The sequence below is a fragment of the Rubrivivax soli genome (assembly GCF_049810355.1).
Taxonomy (GTDB): Bacteria; Pseudomonadota; Gammaproteobacteria; order Burkholderiales; family Burkholderiaceae_C; genus Rubrivivax.
The window spans coordinates 5,625,705-5,644,093 of sequence record NZ_CP187368.1 but is presented as its reverse complement, the minus strand read 5'-3'; the positions used below and the strand labels follow the sequence as shown (position 1 = coordinate 5,644,093).

Here is an 18,389-nt window from a genome sequence, read left to right as displayed (position 1 = left end):
AAAGTCAGGGACGTCGCCAGCGGTCAGACGCAGGTGGCGATCACCGGCCTGGTGACGCTGCTTGGCCCGGCCATGATGGCTCTGTCCGATGGCGAGCAGCAGGGGTCATCGCCGGCATTGCGGCGGGCGCGGCCGCGGTCCGCACGAGCGTCATGCTGCCGTCGCCGCTGCAGCGCATGCTGTAACGCAGGGGCGGACTCGGAGCTGGGCCCGCACGCCCGGCTCAGGCGCCGCTGGCTCAGCGATCCCCCGTAGCCTGCCGCTCGGCCAGCGCTTCGACCACGTCGCGGTGCCAGGGGATGGTGTTGCGCACCCGGTCCCTGACCACCGGGTCGCTGAAGCCGTTCAGGCGCTGCTCCAGTTCAGCGCTCGCCAGTGCCAGCTGGCCGGCGGCGGCGGGGTGGCGGGCACGGTGCAGCACGCGCCAGGCGGCCAGGCGGGCCGCAAGCCCGAAGTCGGCCGTGTCCAGGGCGTTGACAGCATTCAGAAACGGCAGTTCGGCCAGCACGGCCTGCAGGCCGGCGTCACCGTCTCCGGCCCGGCCCGATGCCGCCGTGGCGTCGGCCAGCCGCAGCCGCACCGCACGGGCGCCGGTCTCGTCGGCCCGCGCGAGCAGGGCCGCGGCGGTGTCTTGCCAGAGCGCCACCGCAGCGTCCGCCCGGCCATCCCGCCACAGGGCCTCGGCCTGCACGGCTCGGCACTCTAGGGCGCTCACCGTGTCCTTCATCGTGCTGAAGCTGTCGCCGCTCGCCTGGGCCTCGCGCTCTGCCGCGTCCCATTGCTGCGCCTGCAATTGCAGCCGTGCGCGCAGCCAGCTGGCAGCGGTGGCCTGGTATGCCAGGCCAAACTCGGCGGCGCGACGTCCCATCTCGTCAATGTGGATGGCAGCCGCGGGCAGATCGGCGCACAACAGGGCCCACTCTGCCATGCTGTCACGGCACTGGCACTCGAGCCTGGGTGCCTGCAGGCGGACTGCTGCTTCCAGGGCCCGACTCAGCACTCCGTCCTGAGCCGTGTGGTTGTTCGTGACACTGTGCAGTTCGCTCTCGATCAACAACATCTGAGGTTCGTAGACACCGTCTTCGCTGCTCAACATGCGCTCCCGCGCCAAAACAGCCCAGTACGATGCGGACGCCAATTCGCGGCGCGCCACGTCCAACTCGCGACGTTCGATGGCCATCCAGGCCAGGTTGCCTCTGCACAAGGCGGCCGGGCGCGCCGCATCGATGCGCTCTGCCAGTTCGGCGCCCCGGCGCGCTGCTGCCTCTGCCAACTCCAGCCTTCCCGTGCGGTAGGCGAGCAGGCTCTGCCCGCACAGCGCCAGTGCCACCCACGGGGGTTCGTCCTGTGCTTCGCACCAAGCTAGCTCGTGTTCGAGGGCCTTTGCCTGCTCATCCCGCATCCCGAGGTTGTCATAGACCCGGCTTCTTCGGGCCAGCAGCTTGTGCCGCAGCTTTGGCGGTGCCGGCTCGGCAGCCAGTGCCAGCTGGGCCTCGGCCAAGTTCAGGTAGTGCAACGAAGTCTTGTAGGCGTGGCGAAGGACCACGGACTCCGACGCGCGCTCGAACCAGCTCGCCGCCTGCACATGCTCCCCCGCCCGCGCATGGTGTTCGCCCGTGATCGCCAGGTACTCGTCGCTGCGGTCACCCGCCCGCTGCGTCAGCCAGGCGGCGGCGCGGGCATGCGCTGCGCGCTTGTGCGGCTTGAGCACGGTGTCGTAGCTCACCTGGTGCAGCAGGTGGTGCTGGAAGGCCTGTTCGTCGGTGTCGTCGAAGGCGCTGGTGGGCCGCTGCTGCACCAGCGCCTTGCGCTGCAGCGCGGGCAGCGCGTGCGGGCCGCGCGCGTCCAGCGCCTGCAAGGCATCGTCCCAGAACACCGGGCCGATGACGCTGGCCATCTGCAGCGCGTTGAGCGCTGCGGGGTCCAGCGCATCCAGGCGCGCCTGCAGCACGCCGGTTAGCGTGGTGGGCAGCCGCTTGGCGTCCAGGCGGTCGGCGTGAAAGCGCCAGTCCCCCAGGCCCTGGGTGGCGCCGTCGTTGGGGGTGATCACGCCCTGGTCCAGCAGCATGCCCACCAGTTCTTCGGCGTAGAAGGGGTTGCCCTCGGCACGGCGCTGGATCAGCTCGGCCAGTTCCAGGGGCACCGGGTCCAGCCGCGCCAGCAACGAGCGGGCCAGCGCGCTGGTCTGCGGCGCGTCCAGCGGCTGCAGCGCTAGGCGTTCGTGCGCGGGCAGGCCGTCGCCCCAGCCGGGCACGCGCTCCAGCAGCGCCGGGCGCGCGCACAGCAAGGCCAGGAGCGGGCCGCGAGCGGCTTGCAGCAGGGCCGCCAGCGCATCCAGCGAGGCGTCGTCGGCCCATTGCAGGTCGTCCAGCAACAGCACCACCGGCGAGCCGTCGCTGGCCGCCAGGCGCTCAAGCCACAGGCGCAGCGCCGTGAGGCCCCGGTCGCGCAGCAGCCGGCTGTCGCCGCCCAGGCGCCGCAAGGCGGTGGAGGCCGAGAAGTCCAGCCCGATGAGATGACCCAGCAGTTCGGGCCCGGGGTCATTGGGCTGGACCAACCACGGTGCAAGACCTTCGACGAGCTTGCTGCGGGCGACGTCGGCGCTGTCGCTGTCGGCGATCTCCAGCCGCCTTGACAGCAGGTCGCGCAGCAGGCCGTAGGGCTGCAGCGCGCCCGAGGGCTGGCTGCGCGCGGGCATCAGCCACCAGGTGGAAGGGTGCGCCGAGAGGATGTGCTGGAACTCCTGCAGCAGCCGGCTCTTGCCCAGCCCGGCGTCGGCGACCAGCGTCAGGGTGTGCGGCGTGCGGCGGGTCAGCACGGCGTCGAGCACCGCCTCGAAGCGGGCCAGTTCGGCCTGGCGGCCGACCAGCGGTGTCTCCTGGCCCTGCACACCCCGCGCGTGAAGCCGGAAGGCGCGGGGCTTGGCCCCGAGCACCAGCCAGCTGGCGATGGGCGCCTCCACGCCCTTCACGGCCAGCGGCGGCTGCACCCGGGCATCGAACAGGCCGCGCACCAGGGCCCAGGTGTCCTGGCTGATGCGCAGCGTGCCGGCTGACGTGGTCTGCTCCAGCCGCGCGGCGATGTTGACGGCCAGACCGCTCAGGCTCTTGTCGTTCTCGACGCCGCCGCCGCGAACCACCGCGCCGGTGTGTATGCCCACGCGGGCGTTGAAGCCGTCGTGGCCGTGCATGCGCAGCACGTCGTCGCCGCGCCGGGCAGCCTCGGCCAGCAGGGCCAGGCCGCAGTGCACGGCGCGCTCGGCGTCGTCTTCGCGCGTGCCGGCCGTGTCATGTGCGCCGAACGAGGCCTTCATGCTGTCGCCGGCATAGCGCAGCACCTGGCCGCCGTGGTGCGTGACGATGTCGGCGAAGGCCGCCAGTGCGCTGTCGATCACCGCCTGCACTTCTTCCGGATCCAGCCGCTGGATGAGCTGCGTGCTGCCGACGATATCCAGGAACAGCACGCTGACCTGGCGCAGGCGGCGCGCGGGCTCGGTCGGCACCGGCTGTGCGGCGGGCGCGGGCTGCGCGTCGAGCACTGCCAGGCGCTCGAGCAGGGGAGCCAGCGCCGCGTCCACCAGCGCATCGCCGAGTGCCGGGCGGTGCGATTGCAGTTCAGCGATGGCGGCTTCCAGGGCGGGGCGGGGATCGAGGGGCACAGGCATCGCGGCAGTTTAGGGGCGGCCTGTACGGGTGGCGCTTGCCCGGGGCACCGGTGGGAGAGGCGGCCATCCGCTTCGGGCCTGCTCTTGCGGCCGCCCATCGAAGGCGGCTGTACTTTGAAACCGGTCGTCGGCAAGGCACATTCCTGGCAGATCGGATGACTGGAAATGGCCGGCCACAGCCTGAAGGCGTGAAGTGTCGGGCGTCAGCAGCTCAGCACATCAGCGACGTTCGAGCGTCCAGGATCGGCTGCCATCGTTCAGGGGCGCTTGAATCGTCTGGCCTGTTTGCCTGGAAGCCACGACAAGGCGCCTGCAGTACCAAGGTCCGAAGCGACGGACACGACCACGGGTCGAGTGCACGAGTAGTCGACAAGTTGCGCGATGGCCTGCAGGGCGTCGTCGGGCGCCAGAGTGGCAATCGTTGCGAGCGAGACGACTTCCTCGGTTTGCATGGCCTTCCTTCTGGTCGCGGGGTCGCTCGGGTGACGAGATGCGCTGTCGACAAGCGGTTGCGGCCTGGAGCGGACCAAGAACTCGTTCGAGTCTCACAGGATCGCCCGGTAGGTCCCCAGCGCCTTGACGGTCTGCACGAGGCCCTGCCGAAGCAGCACTTCCAGGTAGCGGTCGACGTCCAGTGGCGGATTCCTCAGCTGGGCGCGCTGGCGCTGGGCTGCGGCAACGACGGCCGCCTGATCGAGATCGAACAGGTTGTCGACGAAGAGGTCGGGATGCTGTGCCTCGACGCCATAGGGCGCGAGGGCGGTCGCCGGGAAGTCCTTCTCGTTGAACGTGACGATCACGCTGGCGTTGCATCGGATCGCGGCGGCCAGGACATGGCGATCGTCGGCGTCCGGCAGGGTCAGGCCAGCGATGAGTGACTCATGGCCGGTGACCAGCCCGTCCGGGATGGCCAGGTCCATCAACCCGGACGTGCGGTCGAGTTGGTCGCGGGTGAGATCGGGCCGGTTGGCCAGCAGGTTGCGTTTCCACTCGTCATGGATCTGCGGGCTCCAGCGCGCACGGAAGCGACCCGAGAGCCCGAGCCACATCAGGAAGTCCCGAAGTGGCGCGGGATACAGGACACAGGCGTCGTAGACGGCCGTGAACTGCGACTGCCTCATTCGTAGCCCATGCCCAGTTCCTGGGCCTGCTTGGCCAACTGCGCCATCGCGTCCTCGCTGGCCTGTTCGCGGTGCGCCTTGAACTGCATCAGGTCGGCGAAACGCACACGGCGGTGCTTGCCTGTCTTGTGGAAGGGCAGCCCGCCTTCCTCGAGGAGCTTGACCAGGTGCGGCCGGGAGACGTTGAGCATGTCCGCTGCCTCCTGCGTCGTCAGTTCGGCGTGCACGGGTACCACCTTGACGGCGTTGCCCTCGGCCAGTTCGGCCAGGATGTCGAGGAGCAGGCGAAGCGCGGAGGTCGGCAACTCGACCTGGTGAGCCTGGTTCCTGTCGTCGAAGATCTGAATGTGCTGGGTCTCAAGCCGGGTGGCCAGCACAGCGGCCAAGGCGCGCTGGCCCTGGACGGCAGCCTGCACTTCCCGTTCTACGGGAAGCGTCATCTTGGTCTGGGCGGTGGTGGTCATGTCAGGCTCCGGTGGATCCATCGGGATGCGTCGAGACTATAAACGAAACAAACGAAAATCGCAACAAACGAAACGGCTGCACTCGCACGTAGGGCTTCAGCCGCGCGGCACCTTGCGATCGAGCGGGAGTTCCCGTGCCGGGTCATGTCCTCGGTCGGAGACGCCGCCGAATGGGCCCAGGACCGCTTCGTCCGACGAGTCGACGAGGCCGATGCGAACTGACCGGTAGCCGGCGCGGCACTGTTGCCGCACCGCGTTTGCAAAGCCGACGATCCGAAGCACTGATCGGTGGCGTGCGTGGTTGGGCTTGCCGTGACGACCCACGCTACCACGTCGTTCTCGCCGTCAAGGTCTGCGCGCTCGCGGGGCGAGCGCTTGCGGCCTGCGGCCGTCTTCGAACCCTGACGGCTGCGCTGCGCCGTGGTGCTCCGGTCTCGGGCAATCCCGCCCGACACAGACCGGAGTTCGCCATGTCGTCTTCGTCCACTTCTTCCGTTGTCGATGCGCTGCTGGTGCGCGATGCCGATGGTCAGTACCGTCCTGCGCGTGCCGAGGAGGTGCTGTCGCAGGCGCGGCGCGTGCTGTCGCACCGGGTGCGGCGCGGTGCCACGATGTCATCGCCGCAGGCGGTGAAGGACCATCTGCGCCTGGAGATCGGTGCGCTGGAGCACGAGGTGTTCTGCGTGCTGTTCCTGGATGCGCAGCACCGCATCATCGCGCTGAAGCAGATGTTCCGCGGCACGGTGACGCAGACCTCGGTGTACCCGCGCGAGGTGGTCAAGGAGGCGCTGTCGGTGAATGCGGCGGCAGTGATCCTGGCGCACAACCATCCGTCGGGCTCCGTGGAGCCGAGTCGCGCGGACGAGTTCCTGACGCAGACGCTGAAGACGGCGCTGGCGCTGGTTGACGTGCGCGTGCTCGATCACCTGGTGGTGGCCGGCGCCGACGTGTGCTCGTTCGCGGAGCGCGGGCTCGTGTAGCTCGGCGCAGGCGCCGCCGTGCGGCGCTTCTTTCCGGTCAGGCCAGGCCGATGCGCCGGACCTCGAGCGCGAAGGCGCCGGCCTGGCGGTCGGCGATCATGAGGCCGACCTGGCGGATGCGGGCAGGGTCGAGTGCCGGTGCGCCAGGGACCTCACGGCCTCGGAAGGTGGAGCGGAAGGTGGACAGGGGAATGTGCAGCGTCTGCCAAGTAGCGCTCGGGGCAATTGTGGCCTGGTAGTTGATGCTGTCGAAGGCATCGTCGGTCAGCAGGTTGAGCTTGTAGCGCTTGCCAGTGGTGCGGGCCTCGATGAAGCAGGTCTGCGCGCCAAGTTTTCCTCGGTCGGCGGGCGTTGAGCGGATCGACGCGAAGCCACCATTGCGATCGAGCGAGACGTTGCCTTCGAAGATCGCATGGCCGGCCAGGTCGTGCCTCAGTCGGCTGCTGGAGACGCCGCCCATCACGCGGTCGTCAATGGATCCCCATTCGGCGACTGCGCCAGGGTTATCGAAGTCGAACAGCAGCCATATCGTGTCCGGGTCAGTCATGGTGCGATTCTGCGGCGTTGGGGCCGCCACCTTGGCTGGCAAGATGCGCCTGAAGAAGGGAGACAGGGATGAACCTTGGTGAACTGCAGGCTGAGTTGCGGCACTTCGCGGCGGAGCGGGAATGGCAGCCGTTTCACACGCCCAAGAACCTGACCACGGCCTTGATGGTCGAGGCGGCCGAGCTGGCGGAGATCTTCCAGTGGCAGACGCCTGAGGAGTCTCGGACTGCGCACGAGGATGCCGGAGCCAAGCACCGCATCGGCGAGGAGGTCGCGGATGTGCTGCTCTACCTGCTGCAGGTGGCGGATCACTGCCAGATCGATGTGTCGCAGGCGGTGCGGGACAAGCTGTTGAAGAACGCGGTCAAGTACCCGGCGAAGCGGGCGATCGCGCGGGTGTCGCCGACGCGTGCATCGGTGTCCGGTACGCACGTGCTGCTGGACTACGAGAACGTCCAGCCGAGCGATGCGGAGCTGCGGGCTCTGGTCCCGGATGCGGACCAGGTGTGGGTGTTTCATGGGCCGCACCAGCGGGAGGTCGAGAAGCGTTTCGCGTCGTTCGGGACCAGTGCCACGGCCGTGCCGATCAGCAAGAGCGGCAAGAACGCGCTCGACTTCCATCTCTCCTTCTACATGGGCTACATCGCGTCGCGGAACCCCGACTCGAAGATGGTCGTGGTCGCCAACGACAAGGGCTATGAGCCCATGCTGGAGCACGCGAAGGCGATGGGGTTCGTGGTGCGCCGGCAGCCGCATGGCGAGGTGAAACCACCCGCGAAGAAGGCCGCGGCGAAGAAGGTGGCCGCCAAGAAGGCGCCAGCGAAGAAGGTTGCTGAGAAGAAGGCGGCGGCGAAGCGCGCAGAGGCAAAGAAGCCGGCGGCCAAGAAGGTGGCCGCGAGTGCGGTGCCGGCGAAGAAGGCGGCGCCTGCCAAGGGGTCAGCACCGGCGAAGAAGGTGGCAGCCAAGGCGCCTGCGCCTGCTGGCAAGGGTGCAGCTGTGGTGTCGCCAGCTGTCGTGAATGGAGTGGCAGCCAAGTCCGCAGTCCTGGTGCCGGACTCTGCGGCCACCCTCAAGAAGCTGACGGACAGCCTGCGGAAGATGGCCGACAAGCGGCCGACCAAGCCGGCGTCGCTGTGGCGCTCGCTGAAGTCGTTCCTGGGGGTCGGGGCTACCGAGCAAGCGGTGGAAGTGGCGTTGGGACGGCTGATCGAGGAAGGCGTGGTCAAGGTGGATTCGGTGAAGGGCGCGTCGTATCCAAGGTTTGATGCTGCGGCCGGGTCCACTGTTTCCCAGGTTTGAGTTGCTGGTGCGGCTGATGCTGCGGGTTGTGGTGGCGCGTGCGGTGGCGTTGTTGATGCCAGGTCTCGTTGGGCCTGGGCATCTCCCCGCTGGCGCGGGGCCGGGCTGTCGCGCTGCGCGTCGAGCCACCGGGGTACCGGCGTCTCGCCCCTGACGGGCTTCCGTCCCTGACGCAACACGGTCAGGCCGGCCGAGCCGGCTGAGACACGCGGCGGCCCTTTCCCGTGCCCCGGGGATCGCGGACTTCTTCGTCCGTCATGCTGCGCATGACCGACGCCCGCTTGGCGATCGGGCCGCGCTCGCAGGTCGCTGCGCTCGGTGCTCGCGCGTCCCGAACGCCAGCCCGGGCATCCGCCAGGCCCGGAGCCGGGCCGCTGAAGACCGGGTGCAGTGAAGTGCCCGCAGCGGCTGCGCTGCTGCAAGCCAGCGATCAGCGGCTCGACCGCCGCGCCAGTCGTTCGCCTGCGGCTCTCTTGGTGTCCCGTCGGCCGCAGAGGCGCCGCTGCTCGTGATCGTTCGGTCGGCTGCGCTGCAACCGCTGCGCCAGGCGAGCTGGCACATCGGCCGCGACGCTGCGCCGCCCGTGGGGAGGGGCAGCCCGTGCGCCAGTCGTCCCACCGCGCTCCCCCCACGCGCCCCCGTCGAACAAGCGAGGGGGACTCCACGGTGCCCTTGCGCCCGCGCTGGTCCGCGGCGCTGTCGGTCCCGCACGGCGACCGACGAATGCGGGGCAGCAGTCCGCTCAACCCAACGCCGAGGGATCAACAGCCCTTCCAGACCAGGAAGCGGCTCCCTCGGAAAACCGGGCAGGCGGTTTTGAGAACCGGAAGGCAGGCGAGGTGTTGATGCAGGTCGAGCTTGAACGCAGCGGGTGGGCAAAGCGCCGTTCAAGAAGCGTTGCTTCTCCGTTCGAGACCTGGGCCTGTCCCTGGCCCGGCGTGCCGCCGTGATGGGTCGGCGAGAAGCGGTCGCGGAAGTGTCATCAACGTCGGGAGTTCATCATCATGGAACACACGAAGGAGTTGCTCTCGGTGCCGCTGGCCAGCCTGGTGCCGTCGCGGTTCAATGTCCGGCGCCACGCGGTCGGACAGGTCGAGGAACTGGCGGCACTGATCGAGGCGCAGGGCCTGCTGCACAACCTGGTGGTCACCGAGCAGGAGGTCGGTCGGGGCAAGTCGCGCAAGCTGAAGTTTGCGGTCGCAGCGGGTGAGCGGCGTCGTCGCGCGCTGCTGCTCCTGCAGCAGCGCGGTTGCCTGCCGAAGGACCACGAGGTGCTGTGTGAGCTGGTGCCACCCGAACGCGCGCTGGAGGTCAGCCTCGCCGAGAACAGCGGGCGCGAGGCCATGCACCCGGCCGACGAGTTCGAGGCCTTCAAGGCGCTGATCGACGAGGGCCAGGGTGTCGAGGACGTGGCTGCGCGCTTCGGCGTGTCGGTACTGACAGTGCAGCGACGCTTGAAGCTGTCGGCGTTGTCGCCGAAGCTGCTGGCGCTGTACCGCGAGGACGGCATCAACCTGGACCAGCTGATGGCGCTCACGCTCAGCGACGACCACTCTGTGCAGGAGCGCACCTGGTTCGACGCGCAGCCCTGGGACAGGACGCCGGCCGCGCTGCGGCGGCGGCTGACTGCCGGCGAGGTCGAGGCTGCTGGCAGTGCGCTGGTGCGCTTCGTCGGCATCGAGGCCTACGAGGTGGCGGGCGGCGTCGTGCGGCGCGACCTGTTCGACGACGTGCAGAGCCGCTTCCTGTCGGACCCGGCGTTGCTGGAGCGGCTGGCGACGGAGAAACTGGGGGCGCTGGCTGCCACCGTGCGTGAGGAAGGCTGGAAGTGGGTCGAGGCGCGGCTGAGCGTGGACTCCCAGGCCTTGCGGCAGTTCGCGCGTTGCGAGCACGCCAGCCGCCAGCCCACGGCTGCCGAGCAGCAGGAACTCGATGCGCTGGACCGGCGCGCTGCCGAACTGGAGCAGCAGGCGCAGGCACTGGACGATGCGCCTGAGTGGTCGCCCAACGAAGCCGAGATGATCGACCTCGAAGAGCAGGACATCGCGGCACGGCGCAAGGCCATCCACGAGGCACTCAAGACCTGGATGCCGGAGCAGCAGGTCCATGCTGGCGTCATCGTCACCATCGGCCGCGACGGGGATGTCGAGGTGATGCGCGGGCTGGTGCGCGACGAGGATCGCAAGGCCGTCGCTGCTGCTGTGCGCGAGAAGGGCGCGAAGGCCGCGAAGGGCGCGAAGGAGCATCGCGATCCCGGCGACGCAGGCGACGATGAAGGTGCGCCGTTGATGTCGATGGCAGCGGAACGCCGCACGCCGGGGTGCAGCGAGGCGCTGACCAAGCGGCTCGCCGCGCACCGGACGATGGCGCTGCAGGCGATGCTGGCACAGAACACGGCGGTGGCCCTGGCCTCGGTGGTGCATGTCTTCGTGCTGCGCACCTTCGGCGCAGACGACCCGCGTAGAGCGTCGGCGTTGCAGGTGACGCCGCAGCTGTCGGGGAGCGTGCTGGAAGCGGCTGCCGACGACCTCAAGACCGGCCGGGCGTGGCAGGCGGTTCAGCAAGCGAAGGAGGGTTGGCGTGCGCGCTTGCCTGCGCAGCAGGGCGATTGGTTCGGCTGGCTGATCGGCCTGCCCCAGGCCGAGCTGATCGACCTGCTCGCGCTGTGCGGCGCATTGACGGTGAACGCGCTGCCGGGTGCGGGTGCGGCGGGCAGCGCCAACGCCATCGCGGCGGCGCTCGGCCTGGACATGGCCGATTGGTGGGAGCCGACCGCCGAGGCGTACCTGAACCATGTGCCCAAGGCGCAGATCGTCGCGGTGCTGAAGGAGGCCGGGCCAGGGCTGGCCGGTGGAGGTGTCGAGGCGATGAAGAAGGATGCCCTGGTGCAGGTGGCGGCATCGCGGCTGGCCGGCACGCGCTGGCTTCCCGTGCCGCTGCGTCGATTGCCGGACTGAACGGATCACCCGGGCGGAGTGAACCTGCCCGCGTGATCCGGATCGGAGGATCCATGTGGCTGCTGGTGGCTCGCGAACCTCGGCCGGACGCGCCGGACTGGCCTGGCCGGCGCTTGCTCGCGGCCGTCGACGCGGTCATTTGGCCGTTGGTGTGGGTGCTGCTGATCCGACATGTGCCGGGTCCTGCTGGCCTGGTCGGCCCGTTCGTCACAACGCTGGCCGTGCTGATTGGGCTCGGGCGCCTGCACCGCGCGCTGTGGTTCAATCACCGCTACTGGTTCACCACCTGGCGCTGGGGCAAGGTGCTGGGAGCGATGTTGTTGATCGGCGCCGTGATGAAGCTGTCGATGCCGGCGTAGGCTGGAACGCTTGCGAGGGGTTCTATCGCGGCGAGGGTGTCAGTGCGACACCGTGGGGCGACCGGCGCTCCACTGCTCGAGGTCGATGCGGCGCCACGCGACAGCGCGCTTGGCCAGTCGCACCGGCGACGGGAACTTGTGCTCGGCCATCAGCCGGTAGATCGTGGACCGGCCGAGGCCGGTCATGCGCACGACGGCAGCCATGCGGACGAACGCGGCGGGCTGCACGTCGGCGGCGGGCGGTTTGGAATCGGTCTGCGTCTGGCTCATCAGGCGGCTCCTTGGCTGCGTCGGAGGAGAACTTTAGGCGCTGCAGGTGCGCTCAGCCGCGATGACTTTGGCCCGAAAAGTGTCGGATGGTTGATGGACTGCTGCACCGCACACACCGGGCGCATTTGTCTGAAGCACGGCTGGCGACTCGCGACCCAAACCGGAAGTTCGAGTTTCTCCAAGGCTGACCGACGTCCGGACCGGCCACTTGCGGGTTGGGCGTCGGCGAAGCAGTCTTTCATGGGCACCCGGACCCGGCCAGGAGCCGTCCTTCGCCATGACCTCGAAGATCCCGGCACGAACCGCTCGCGAGCGGCAGGTTTCAGGCGAAGAATCTGAGCTTCACTTCGGTTCGACACGGCCATAACCGGCCCTTGGTGATCCGCTCAGACTTTTTCCTGCGGGTCAGCCCTGGATGACCGGTTTACGGCGGCCAACTTGCGCTCCGCTTTGGCTCGTCCCGGCCATTTCCAGTCATCCGATCTGCCAGAAATGTGCCTTGCCGACGACCGGTTTCAAAGTACAGCCGCCTTCGATGGGCGGCCGCAAGAGCAGGCCCGAAGCGGATGGCCGCCTCTCCCACCGGTGCCCCGGGCAAGCGCCACCCGTACAGGCCGCCCCTAAACTGCCGCGATGCCTGTGCCCCTCGATCCCCGCCCCGCCCTGGAAGCCGCCATCGCTGAACTGCAATCGCACCGCCCGGCACTCGGCGATGCGCTGGTGGACGCGGCGCTGGCTCCCCTGCTCGAGCGCCTGGCAGTGCTCGACGCGCAGCCCGCGCCCGCCGCACAGCCGGTGCCGACCGAGCCCGCGCGCCGCCTGCGCCAGGTCAGCGTGCTGTTCCTGGATATCGTCGGCAGCACGCAGCTCATCCAGCGGCTGGATCCGGAAGAAGTGCAGGCGGTGATCGACAGCGCACTGGCGGCCTTCGCCGACATCGTCACGCACCACGGCGGCCAGGTGCTGCGCTATGCCGGCGACAGCATGAAGGCCTCGTTCGGCGCACATGACACGGCCGGCACGCGCGAAGACGACGCCGAGCGCGCCGTGCACTGCGGCCTGGCCCTGCTGGCCGAGGCTGCCCGGCGCGGCGACGACGTGCTGCGCATGCACGGCCACGACGGCTTCAACGCCCGCGTGGGCATACACACCGGCGCGGTGGTTCGCGGCGGCGGCGTCGAGAACGACAAGAGCCTGAGCGGTCTGGCCGTCAACATCGCCGCGCGGCTGGAGCAGACCACGTCAGCCGGCACGCTGCGCATCAGCCAGGACACCTGGGCCCTGGTGCGCGGCCTGTTCGATGCCCGGGTGCAGCCGCCGCTGGCCGTGAAGGGCGTGGAGGCGCCCATCGCCAGCTGGCTGGTGCTCGGGGCCAAGCCCCGCGCCTTCCGGCTTCACGCGCGGGGTGTGCAGGGCCAGGAGACACCGCTGGTCGGCCGCCAGGCCGAACTGGCCCGCTTCGAGGCGGTGCTCGACGCCGTGCTGACCCGCCGCACGCCGCACACCCTGACGCTGGTCGCCGACGCCGGGCTGGGCAAGAGCCGGCTGCTGCAGGAGTTCCAGCACATCCTCTCGGCGCACCCTTCCACCTGGTGGCTGATGCCCGCGCGCAGCCAGCCCTCGGGCGCGCTGCAGCCCTACGGCCTGCTGCGCGACCTGCTGTCAAGGCGGCTGGAGATCGCCGACAGCGACAGCGCCGACGTCGCCCGCAGCAAGCTCGTCGAAGGTCTTGCACCGTGGTTGGTCCAGCCCAATGACCCCGGGCCCGAACTGCTGGGTCATCTCATCGGGCTGGACTTCTCGGCCTCCACCGCCTTGCGGCGCCTGGGCGGCGACAGCCGGCTGCTGCGCGACCGGGGCCTCACGGCGCTGCGCCTGTGGCTTGAGCGCCTGGCGGCCAGCGACGGCTCGCCGGTGGTGCTGTTGCTGGACGACCTGCAATGGGCCGACGACGCCTCGCTGGATGCGCTGGCGGCCCTGCTGCAAGCCGCTCGCGGCCCGCTCCTGGCCTTGCTGTGCGCGCGCCCGGCGCTGCTGGAGCGCGTGCCCGGCTGGGGCGACGGCCTGCCCGCGCACGAACGCCTAGCGCTGCAGCCGCTGGACGCGCCGCAGACCAGCGCGCTGGCCCGCTCGTTGCTGGCGCGGCTGGACCCGGTGCCCCTGGAACTGGCCGAGCTGATCCAGCGCCGTGCCGAGGGCAACCCCTTCTACGCCGAAGAACTGGTGGGCATGCTGCTGGACCAGGGCGTGATCACCCCCAACGACGGCGCCACCCAGGGCCTGGGGGACTGGCGCTTTCACGCCGACCGCCTGGACGCCAAGCGGCTGCCCACCACGCTAACCGGCGTGCTGCAGGCGCGCCTGGATGCGCTGGACCCCGCAGCGCTCAACGCGCTGCAGATGGCCAGCGTCATCGGCCCGGTGTTCTGGGACGATGCCTTGCAGGCGCTGGACGCGCGCGGCCCGCACGCGCTGCCCGCGCTGCAGCGCAAGGCGCTGGTGCAGCAGCGGCCCACCAGCGCCTTCGACGACACCGACGAACAGGCCTTCCAGCACCACCTGCTGCACCAGGTGAGCTACGACACCGTGCTCAAGCCGCACAAGCGCGCAGCGCATGCCCGCGCCGCCGCCTGGCTGACGCAGCGGGCGGGTGACCGCAGCGACGAGTACCTGGCGATCACGGGCGAACACCATGCGCGGGCGGGGGAGCATGTGCAGGCGGCGAGCTGGTTCGAGCGCGCGTCGGAGTCCGTGGTCCTTCGCCACGCCTACAAGACTTCGTTGCACTACCTGAACTTGGCCGAGGCCCAGCTGGCACTGGCTGCCGAGCCGGCACCGCCAAAGCTGCGGCACAAGCTGCTGGCCCGAAGAAGCCGGGTCTATGACAACCTCGGGATGCGGGATGAGCAGGCAAAGGCCCTCGAACACGAGCTAGCTTGGTGCGAAGCACAGGACGAACCCCCGTGGGTGGCACTGGCGCTGTGCGGGCAGAGCCTGCTCGCCTACCGCACGGGAAGGCTGGAGTTGGCAGAGGCAGCAGCGCGCCGGGGCGCCGAACTGGCAGAGCGCATCGATGCGGCGCGCCCGGCCGCCTTGTGCAGAGGCAACCTGGCCTGGATGGCCATCGAACGTCGCGAGTTGGACGTGGCGCGCCGCGAATTGGCGTCCGCATCGTACTGGGCTGTTTTGGCGCGGGAGCGCATGTTGAGCAGCGAAGACGGTGTCTACGAACCTCAGATGTTGTTGATCGAGAGCGAACTGCACAGTGTCACGAACAACCACACGGCTCAGGACGGAGTGCTGAGTCGGGCCCTGGAAGCAGCAGTCCGCCTGCAGGCACCCAGGCTCGAGTGCCAGTGCCGTGACAGCATGGCAGAGTGGGCCCTGTTGTGCGCCGATCTGCCCGCGGCTGCCATCCACATTGACGAGATGGGACGTCGCGCCGCCGAGTTTGGCCTGGCATACCAGGCCACCGCTGCCAGCTGGCTGCGCGCACGGCTGCAATTGCAGGCGCAGCAATGGGACGCGGCAGAGCGCGAGGCCCAGGCGAGCGGCGACAGCTTCAGCACGATGAAGGACACGGTGAGCGCCCTAGAGTGCCGAGCCGTGCAGGCCGAGGCCCTGTGGCGGGATGGCCGGGCGGACGCTGCGGTGGCGCTCTGGCAAGACACCGCCGCGGCCCTGCTCGCGCGGGCCGACGAGACCGGCGCCCGTGCGGTGCGGCTGCGGCTGGCCGACGCCACGGCGGCATCGGGCCGGGCCGGAGACGGTGACGCCGGCCTGCAGGCCGTGCTGGCCGAACTGCCGTTTCTGAATGCTGTCAACGCCCTGGACACGGCCGACTTCGGGCTTGCGGCCCGCCTGGCCGCCTGGCGCGTGCTGCACCGTGCCCGCCACCCCGCCGCCGCCGGCCAGCTGGCACTGGCGAGCGCTGAACTGGAGCAGCGCCTGAACGGCTTCAGCGACCCGGTGGTCAGGGACCGGGTGCGCAACACCATCCCCTGGCACCGCGACGTGGTCGAAGCGCTGGCCGAGCGGCAGGCTACGGGGGATCGCTGAGCCAGCGGCGCCTGAGCCGGGCGTGCGGGCCCAGCTCCGAGTCCGCCCCTGCGTTACAGCATGCGCTGCAGCGGCGACGGCAGCATGACGCTCGTGCGGACCGCGGCCGCGCCCGCCGCAATGCCGGCGATGACCCCTGCTGCTCGCCATCGGACAGAGCCATCATGGCCGGGCCAAGCAGCGTCACCAGGCCGGTGATCGCCACCTGCGTCTGACCGCTGGCGACGTCCCTGACTTTCTCCGCGGCGTCGGCGAAGGTCGAGTTCCAGGGTAGACCGGTCGCTCGCTGAGACACCCGCCGTCGGCTCCTTTGGGTCGAGGTCAGTCACCTGCATACGCAGGGCGAGCGACCGTTGCGGGCCGACGAACCGACACGCTGGCACACCTGCCGAGTCGCTTGCCTGCCGTCAGTGCGCGGATCGAACGACAGCACGACCTGGAACCGATGCCTTCGAAAGTCGCCGACGGGCGTGCTGCACACTCGTGCGGACCGGGGACGAAGGGGGTGGATCCGCCTCAACGCCGGCGGCGGCTTCGATGAAGTCAGCCACGGCCTGCCATGCCGCCCGCAACTGCGCCTCGCTCTTGCCGACGTAGTGGCCCAGCGTGACATCACCCCCTGCCGCGTGGTTCAGCATGCGCTTCAGCGCGCCGCCAGAAACCAGTTCCTCGGCAATGCTCGCAAAGGTCGCGCGCAGACCATGCCCTTGAACAGAGGTTCCGGCGCGAGCATCAATCCATGCAAGTGTCTTGCGCGCGTCAACGATCGGGAACAACGGGTCCTCGGGCTTCTTGCCAGTGCAGTGCCGCTGCGCGATCTCCAGCGCCTGTCGAGACAACAGCAGCTTGTGGTCGCTCCGGTTCTTCGTGTCTCGCAGCACGAGCTTGCCCACCTGGCGGTCGACATCACCGACCTTGATGGGCTCATAGCCATAGCGCTTGTTGCCGTGGATCTCGCCGCCTCGGCACCCGGTCAGCAGTTGGAAGCGGTAGTAGTCGGCGGCGACCCGGGACGGTGCGACTGCCGACGCCCGCCACCAGGCCCCCAATCGTTCGGGTGGAATCGGTGACGGGTTCCCCGGGGATGAAGCGAGAACGATGCGATCACGGCCCGCAGTGTCTCGCCCCAATGGGTTGCCAGGGACCACGACACCATGCCAGCGAAGCATCGCCCGCAGCACTTGCATCGCATAGACGGCCTGCCGCTGAGAGATCTTCATCAGTGCGGTGTGGACGCCGCGAATGTCATCGGCTGTGAGCTTCGGCAGCAGCTTCTCAGCGATCGGGTACAGCTCGCCGTCGGCGAATTGCTTGCCGGTCTTGGATGTTCGGCCCGGCTCGATCATGGCGAGATAGTCAGCTTTTGTGCGCGCCTTCAGCGGCAGGCCATCCTTCGCGCGTCGCTTGTTCTCGACGTACTCTCGAAGTGCCTTCGCCACGGTCAGCCCGTCTTGCCGATCCGCCTGCTCGCGTGCCGTCGCCTCAGCCCGAAGTCTTGCTTCCTCCTGCGCTGGCCAGTCCACTCCATCGCGCGCAAGCGCTCGGATGCGCGCAGCCTCAGCGCAGGCTGCTGCCAGCTTCAGTTGTCCTGGACCTTCGCCGTACTCCTGCGACAACCGGTACTGGCGCTCGACCTCCGAGCCCTTCACGGTGTAGCGGACGAGCAGCGTACGAGCGCCATCCGGAGCGATGCGCAGTTGCAGGCCGCGATCGATCGTGAGCTTGTAGGGCCGCGCGCGAGGCTTCTGGGCGTCGATCGCCCTGACGGTCAGGAGCGGCATCTACGGGTTCCGTGTCCGACTGGTGTCCGAGAAAATTTTGAGCTCGGATGCTGTTGATCGGGACCCTCTGACACAAAGAATGATGCGTACCCTATTGATTTACAAGGGTTGTAGTCAATTCCAAGAAATCCCAGAAGATCCCGCAAAACACCGACTAACGCGACTGCGGACGATGCGGGACCGGGAGTGCGCCGCGGCCACGACGCCACCGCCCCATCCCATAGCGTCGAGCCGCGCAGCCCCCATCCATAGATTTCCGTGATCTGCTCCGATCACCGCCGCCCCGGCCACCGCAAGGTGTCCGGGGGCTTTCTGCTGCCAGCGCCTGTGCCGCTTGCAGGGCATGGGCTGACCACCATGCGCCCCATTCACATGCCATGCATCCCCCTTCGCCATCGCGCTGACCACGACCTCATGGCCATCATCCTCGGCGACGAAGTCGCCAGTGGCCTGGCCGGCCGCCCCTGGCCGCGATCTTCGGCCTGTTGCCCAACGAAAACGCCGTCCACGAATCGCAGCCGCGCGCTGGCCGAGTCGCTGCAGGAAGCGGGCATGCCGGACAGCCCTGACCACATCCGCGCCCTGCGTCGTCTTCGTTTTGCCGACCTTCAACACGAGACCTTCGTTGTTCTGCTCTTGAACACCCGGCATCAACTGCTCGATCTCGTCGAGCTGTTCCGCGGCACGCTCACGCAGACCTCGGTCTACCCGCGGGAAGTCCTCAAGCTGGCGCTGGCGCGCAACGCCGCCGCCGTGGTGCTGGCGCACAACCACCCGAGCGGCAGCGGGGAGTCCAGCCGCGCCGACGAGCACCTGACGCACCCCCTCAGGCAGGCCTTGGGCCCTATCGACGTCAAGCTGCTCGATCACTTCATCGTAGCGGGCACGG

At 69.0% G+C, this 18,389-nt stretch carries 12 protein-coding genes and 1 pseudogene; 6 read left to right on the top strand and 7 right to left on the bottom strand.

All coding sequences use genetic code 11. The features are described 5' to 3' along the window. Positions 1 to 238: 238 nt before the first annotated feature. The 4 genes from ACPOLB_RS25955 to ACPOLB_RS25940 form a co-directional block, all read right to left on the bottom strand. Positions 239 to 3,664 carry an AAA family ATPase gene (locus ACPOLB_RS25955; RefSeq protein ID WP_425258942.1) on the bottom strand — a complete coding sequence of 1,142 codons (3,426 nt, stop codon included), beginning with the start codon at positions 3,662 to 3,664 and terminating at the stop codon, positions 239 to 241. A gap of 257 nt (positions 3,665 to 3,921) precedes the next feature. Then, positions 3,922 to 4,116 (bottom strand): hypothetical protein, encoded by a 195-nt coding sequence (locus ACPOLB_RS25950; protein WP_425258953.1) that lies wholly within the window; start codon positions 4,114 to 4,116, stop codon positions 3,922 to 3,924. Between the two features lie 93 nt (positions 4,117 to 4,209). Continuing rightward, positions 4,210 to 4,785 carry a PIN domain-containing protein gene (locus ACPOLB_RS25945; RefSeq protein WP_425258952.1) on the bottom strand — a complete coding sequence of 192 codons (576 nt, stop codon included), beginning with the start codon at positions 4,783 to 4,785 and terminating at the stop codon, positions 4,210 to 4,212. After that, positions 4,782 to 5,249, bottom strand: coding sequence for a helix-turn-helix domain-containing protein (locus ACPOLB_RS25940; protein ID WP_425258950.1), 468 nt, complete (start codon positions 5,247 to 5,249; stop codon positions 4,782 to 4,784). Before ACPOLB_RS25940 ends, ACPOLB_RS25945 begins: the two co-directional genes overlap by 4 nt. A gap of 470 nt (positions 5,250 to 5,719) precedes the next feature. On the opposite strand from ACPOLB_RS25940, the gene radC reads away from it, so the two are divergent. Continuing rightward, positions 5,720 to 6,229, top strand: coding sequence for a RadC family protein (radC, locus tag ACPOLB_RS25935; RefSeq protein WP_425258949.1), 510 nt, complete (start codon positions 5,720 to 5,722; stop codon positions 6,227 to 6,229). Positions 6,230 to 6,266: 37 nt separating this feature from the next. Here radC and ACPOLB_RS25930 read toward each other — a convergent pair whose 3' ends face one another. After that, entirely contained in the window at positions 6,267 to 6,776 is a 510-nt protein-coding gene (locus tag ACPOLB_RS25930; protein ID WP_425258948.1) for a CIA30 family protein, read from the bottom strand. Positions 6,777 to 6,844: 68 nt separating this feature from the next. Here ACPOLB_RS25930 and ACPOLB_RS25925 point away from each other — a divergent pair, with 68 nt between their 5' ends. The 3 genes from ACPOLB_RS25925 to ACPOLB_RS25915 all read left to right on the top strand — a co-directional run bounded on the left by ACPOLB_RS25925 (position 6,845) and on the right by ACPOLB_RS25915 (position 11,390). Next, complete coding sequence (locus tag ACPOLB_RS25925; protein ID WP_425258947.1) at positions 6,845 to 8,074, top strand: nucleotide pyrophosphohydrolase; 1,230 nt, start codon at positions 6,845 to 6,847, stop codon at positions 8,072 to 8,074. Positions 8,075 to 9,078: 1,004 nt separating this feature from the next. Continuing rightward, positions 9,079 to 11,031, top strand: coding sequence for a ParB/RepB/Spo0J family partition protein (locus tag ACPOLB_RS25920; RefSeq protein WP_425258946.1), 1,953 nt, complete (start codon positions 9,079 to 9,081; stop codon positions 11,029 to 11,031). Between the two features lie 53 nt (positions 11,032 to 11,084). Continuing rightward, positions 11,085 to 11,390 (top strand): hypothetical protein, encoded by a 306-nt coding sequence (locus ACPOLB_RS25915; protein WP_425258944.1) that lies wholly within the window; start codon positions 11,085 to 11,087, stop codon positions 11,388 to 11,390. A gap of 39 nt (positions 11,391 to 11,429) precedes the next feature. On the opposite strand, the gene ACPOLB_RS25910 is transcribed toward ACPOLB_RS25915, so the two are convergent. Then, on the bottom strand, positions 11,430 to 11,660 hold the full coding sequence (locus ACPOLB_RS25910) for an AlpA family phage regulatory protein (protein WP_425258943.1): 231 nt from the start codon (positions 11,658 to 11,660) through the stop codon (positions 11,430 to 11,432). Between the two features lie 633 nt (positions 11,661 to 12,293). Here ACPOLB_RS25910 and ACPOLB_RS25905 point away from each other — a divergent pair. Then, the gene (locus tag ACPOLB_RS25905; protein ID WP_425258942.1) at positions 12,294 to 15,719 is read left to right on the top strand and encodes an AAA family ATPase; all 3,426 of its coding nucleotides are present in this window, start codon (positions 12,294 to 12,296) and stop codon (positions 15,717 to 15,719) included. 407 nt (positions 15,720 to 16,126) lie between these two features. Here ACPOLB_RS25905 and ACPOLB_RS25900 read toward each other — a convergent pair whose 3' ends face one another. Then, positions 16,127 to 17,500, bottom strand: a complete 1,374-nt coding sequence (locus ACPOLB_RS25900; protein WP_425258941.1) for a tyrosine-type recombinase/integrase — start codon at positions 17,498 to 17,500, stop codon at positions 16,127 to 16,129. A gap of 357 nt (positions 17,501 to 17,857) precedes the next feature. Between ACPOLB_RS25900 and ACPOLB_RS25895 the strand changes: the two are divergent. After that, a pseudogene (locus ACPOLB_RS25895) lies at positions 17,858 to 18,361 on the top strand (JAB domain-containing protein); the annotation flags it as partial. Positions 18,362 to 18,389 lie beyond the last annotated feature (28 nt).